This window comes from Pontibacter sp. HJ8, from assembly GCF_054824225.1.
Genome location: NZ_JSYF01000528.1, coordinates 1 through 4,539, shown reverse-complemented (window position 1 = coordinate 4,539; position 4,539 = coordinate 1). Strand labels below are relative to the sequence as shown.

The 4,539-nt window shown below is 49.5% G+C and carries 5 protein-coding genes; all 5 read left to right on the top strand.

Features of this window, described 5'->3' with window-relative positions:
• Window positions 1-7 precede the first annotated feature (7 nt).
• The 5 genes from lipB (at window position 8) to OB13_RS18895 (ending at window position 4,436) form a co-directional block, all read left to right on the top strand.
• Window positions 8-709, top strand: a complete 702-nt coding sequence (gene lipB, locus OB13_RS18915) for a lipoyl(octanoyl) transferase LipB (protein ID WP_461491746.1) — start codon at window positions 8-10, stop codon at window positions 707-709.
• Complete coding sequence (locus tag OB13_RS18910) at window positions 693-1,097, top strand: hypothetical protein (protein WP_461491745.1); 405 nt, start codon at window positions 693-695, stop codon at window positions 1,095-1,097. The genes lipB and OB13_RS18910 overlap by 17 nt, the downstream gene beginning before the upstream one ends.
• Before the next feature lie 207 nt (window positions 1,098-1,304).
• Complete coding sequence (locus tag OB13_RS18905) at window positions 1,305-2,450, top strand: DUF4271 domain-containing protein (RefSeq protein WP_461491744.1); 1,146 nt, start codon at window positions 1,305-1,307, stop codon at window positions 2,448-2,450.
• A 63-nt stretch (window positions 2,451-2,513) separates the two neighbouring features.
• Window positions 2,514-3,317 carry a uroporphyrinogen-III synthase gene (locus OB13_RS18900; protein WP_461491743.1) on the top strand — a complete coding sequence of 268 codons (804 nt, stop codon included), beginning with the start codon at window positions 2,514-2,516 and terminating at the stop codon, window positions 3,315-3,317.
• 159 nt (window positions 3,318-3,476) lie between these two features.
• A complete protein-coding gene (locus tag OB13_RS18895; protein ID WP_461491742.1) occupies window positions 3,477-4,436 on the top strand; it encodes a PorP/SprF family type IX secretion system membrane protein in 960 nt (319 codons plus the stop codon).
• Window positions 4,437-4,539 lie beyond the last annotated feature (103 nt).

The following is a 4,539-nucleotide window of genomic DNA, read 5'->3' as shown; positions in this document are numbered from 1 at the left end:
TGAGCACCTGGGGCTGATGGACTACAAGGAGGCCTGGGATTACCAAGACCAGCTCTTCAACGCCGTCCTTGCCACGAAAGCTGAAAACCGGACTGCTATACCTGAGGAGCAGCAGCCAACTACCAATTACCTGCTTTTTTGCTCTCACCCGCATGTCTATACCTTGGGCAAAAGCGGGCATGAGACCAACCTGCTCATCAACGAAGCCGGGTTGAAGGCAAAAGGGGCCACGTTTTATAAGATCAACCGGGGCGGGGACATTACCTACCACGGGCCCGGCCAGATCGTGGGTTACCCGATCCTGGACCTGGATAACTTCTTCACCGATATCCACAAATACCTGCGTTACCTGGAGGAGGCCATCATCCTGACCCTCCAGGACTATGGGATAGCAGCAGGCCGTATACCTGGCCTGACGGGTGTGTGGCTGGACCATGAGGCCCAGAAAAATCCGCGTAAGATATGCGCCATGGGGGTGAAGTGCAGCCGTTGGGTCACCATGCACGGCTTTGCTTTCAATATCAATACCGACCTCGATTATTTCAATAACATCGTGCCCTGCGGCATCACCGACAAGCAGGTGACCTCACTGGCAAAAGAATTAGGCCATGAAGTGCCCCTGGCAGAAGTAGAGGAAAAACTACTGCGCCACCTGGCCGGGCTCTTCGAGGCAACTATCACAAGAGAAGTACATGAAAAAAGACATTGATTTTACCCCGGTTGAAGGCGTAGCTGTGGCGATTGCCGCAACAGGCGAGATTCCGGCAGAGCGCACCTGGAATGTATATTTTATCAACAACAACTCCGTTCCGCTGGATAATGTCATGATCACGTCCAAAGGCTACGGCCTGCTGGACGGCGAAGAAGTGAAAACATCGGTGCTGCGCCACATGTTTGAGCAGGTGGCCCCCAAGAGCCCCGTTCAGGTAGAACTGATTGACCCGTCTGTCTTCCATCTCAACAACGAGTATTGGGTAAGCTACTACATTGACGGCAAGATTTACGACAAGCGCTTTGTGTTCGTGCCGGATTCCATCACAGAAGCCAACCTGATCGAGATAAGTATGCTGCAGATGCAGGGCGTGCTGCACTCCTGAGTTGCCCGGCTGCAAACTACATAGGCTGCTCCCAAGGCTTGCTGCCGGCAAAGCCGGGGAGTGGTTGTGCGGGTGAGCGCCGTGCGGTAGAAGGCGCGGGGAATAACCCGCCTGCTACCGGGCTGCTCCTGTTTTCAATTGTTTTAAGTATCTTTCTGGGCTTTAACAAACCCCGCAATTCGCAAAGTGTCTCAGAAGTATAGCAAAATGTTTAGCTCTTGGCTCGTAGCCCTGCTATTTGTGCTGGGGCTGCCCTTGCAGGCCCAGGTGTTGCCGCTGGAGCAGAAAAATACCATCAGCGGCGACTGGCAGGTATACGATGCCCGTTCCGGTGAACTCGTGCCCTATGTGGCCAGTGTACACACCGGGTATACGGCGGTGCATCAGTGGCTTTCCATTGCTCCTTCCCAGCCTTTTGTCGTGGACTTTACGGCCCGGAAGGAACTCTGCCTGTTTCTTAACAACCAGCTTGTTTTTGTAGCGGACTCCGCATCTGCCTATACCCTGAACCTGGCTGAATACAGCAAGCAAGTGAAGCCCGTCAACGGCAAGTACCTGCTCTCGGCCTGGCACCCTTCCCAGCAGCCCAATGTCGGCACGTTCAAAAACAGGGTACGGACCGTGGATGCCGTAGAACAGGAAATAAAAGGTAGCTTTTCGATCCGGCTGAGGGAATATGTCAATCAGAATGCATTTATCATCTTCATGCTCCTGATCGGTTTGATCTACGGCGGCCTCAAAACAAATTTCCCTTCTGACTTTCATGGCGTTTTCGGGATAAAGTCCTTTTTGCGTACCAAGGCACTGGAAGAAGGTATATTGGTCAAGCCCCTGAGTACCTGGTCCAACATCCTGTTCATCCTGGCCTTCTCGCTGTCGCTGGCCCTGCTCATAGCCGCCATCCATACCAATGTGCAGCATGTGCGCCTGTTCAACCGCCTGTTCCCGGTTTCCGAGGCCGATATCACGACCAAGATTGTCTTCTATACCGTTCTGATCTTTGCCGTTGTCCTGCTAAAATACCTTTTTCTGAAAGTGATGGGCTATATTTTCGGGCTGGAGCAGATTGTTCAGGCGCAATTCAGTGAGTTTCTGAGATCTTTGCTATTTCTGGGCCTGTTTCTGCCCGTCGTGATGCTGCTATACCTGGCATTGAACAACACCATGCCCGAAACGATACTGACCGTATCCAGCCTGGCGGTGCTTTTGGTATTGGTAATCACCGTATTCAGGGTTTTTGCCACAGTAAATAAGAAGACATCTATGATAAATTTGCATTTATTTTCTTACCTTTGCGCCACTGAAGTAATCCCGCTGGCGATCATGTTGAAATTCATTGTGTTTAACTTTTAAAAACACAAATCAGCAGATGCCGCGGTCAAGGCAGGTTACATTAAAACAACAGACCACTACTCTATGGCTGAAAGTAAAGAAAAGGTATGGGCAAACCCTGAGAGGCACAGCATTCCGATCAAAAGCATCCTTGTAACTCAACCACAGCCTACCACTGACAATTCGCCTTATTTGTCTATTGCAGATAAGTATGGCATCAAAGTAGACTTCAGGGCTTTTATTGAGGTAGAGCCGGTTGCCTACAAAGAGTTTCGCAAAGACAAAGTGGATATTCTATCGCACACGGCGGTCATTTTTACCAGCCGCAACGCCGTAGACCATTTTTTCAGGATTTGCCAGGAAAGCAAAATCGACATGCCTGCTGACATGAAGTATTTTTGTATTTCAGACCAGACGGCCTATTACCTGCAAAAGTACATCGTATTGCGCAAGCGGAAGTTGTTTGTGGGCGAGAAGACAGCGAAGGATCTTTTTGAGGTGATCAAGAAGCACAAGAACGAGAAGTTTCTCTACCCTTGCTCCAACATCCGCAAAGACGATATTCCAAGTTTCCTGGAAGCAAATAAAATAAAATTCACAGAAGCTGTTATCTATAAAACAGTAGCGGCTGACCTGTCTGACCTGGATGATGTGACGTATGACTGCATCGCGTTTTTCAGCCCGTCCGGTATCAGCTCCCTGTTTATCAACTTCCCGGATTTCAGACAAAATAATACCCGTATTGCAGCATTTGGCCCTACGACCGCTAAAGCCGTGCGTGATGCCGGCCTCGAGCTGGACATTGAAGCCCCTATGCCGAATGCGCCTTCTATGACCGGAGCAATCGAGGTATACATCCAAAATCAGAAGCTGGCACAGAAAAAATAAGCTACAGCACAAATTCAGCTGTAATTGAGCAACAGTAAAACGCAAAAGTAAGTAGAACCAATCATCTGCTTACTTTTGCGTTTTACTGTTTAATATATATATTTGATCAAATTCTGGTCATAAACAGCCCATTGCACTCTTGCCTAGCTGCAACAGCCTATGAAAAAGATTATACTTGCTGTATTCCTGCTGTTTGTCTGCCACCTGAGTTCCTGGGCGCAGCAGCAGCCTCAGTTTACCCATTACGGGTTCAATGGCATGTATATCAGCCCGGCCTATGCAGGTATAACCAACCGACCGGAAGTGCTCTCCCTCTACAGGTACCAGTGGCTGAACTACGACGCAACGTTTGATGACGGCGGCTCACCGCAAACCCTGATGCTTTCCGCCCACACCCCTGTGCGGTTTCTGAAAGGCGGACTGGGTCTCAACCTGGTGCAGGACAAGATTGCCAACACCCGGATACAGCAGGCAGCGCTTTCCTATTCCTTCCATTTGAATGTAGGCGAAGGCAAGTTAGGCCTGGGAGTGCAGGGCAATATCAATACCGTTAAGAAAGGAAGTTACCGGGCCATAGACGAGGGCGACCCCAATGTGCCTTTTAACAGCTCGGACACCAAGTATGATGTAGGGGCTGGGGTATGGTACGAGTCGGAACTGTTCTATGCAGGCGGCGGGGTAACCAATTTATTGCGCGCTACCTATGAGTTTGCGGACTCCGCTAACACAGGAAAGGGCAGGGTTTTGGGAGAGAATCATATCTATGCTACGGCCGGTTACAACTTCGCCCTGACCAATGCCCTCGTGGCGACTCCAACGGTGCTGCTTAAGCATGACACAGAAACATTCTCTTTTGATGCAGGTGCCCGGATCACGTTTGATGAAAAATATTGGGGTGGATTGAATTATCGCCATCAGGAAGCTGTTAGTGCCCTTGTAGGTATAGCACTGTTGCAGGACAACGCCCTGCGGGTAGGATATGCTTTTGATTTCACCACTTTTAACCGAGACGCGAAAGCCCCCACATCACATGAAGTGATGGTTTCTTATAGATTACCGGAGCCAATTGTACGTTTCCGCCCACCAGTGCGCACGCCACGCTATAACTTCTCTAAATAAATTTATTAGGCATTGTATATATCGCCGAAAAGCTGTATTCTTGACAAAATACATTAAAATTAAAACTCCGAATGTATAATATTCTTCGTATTGTACCGTTGGA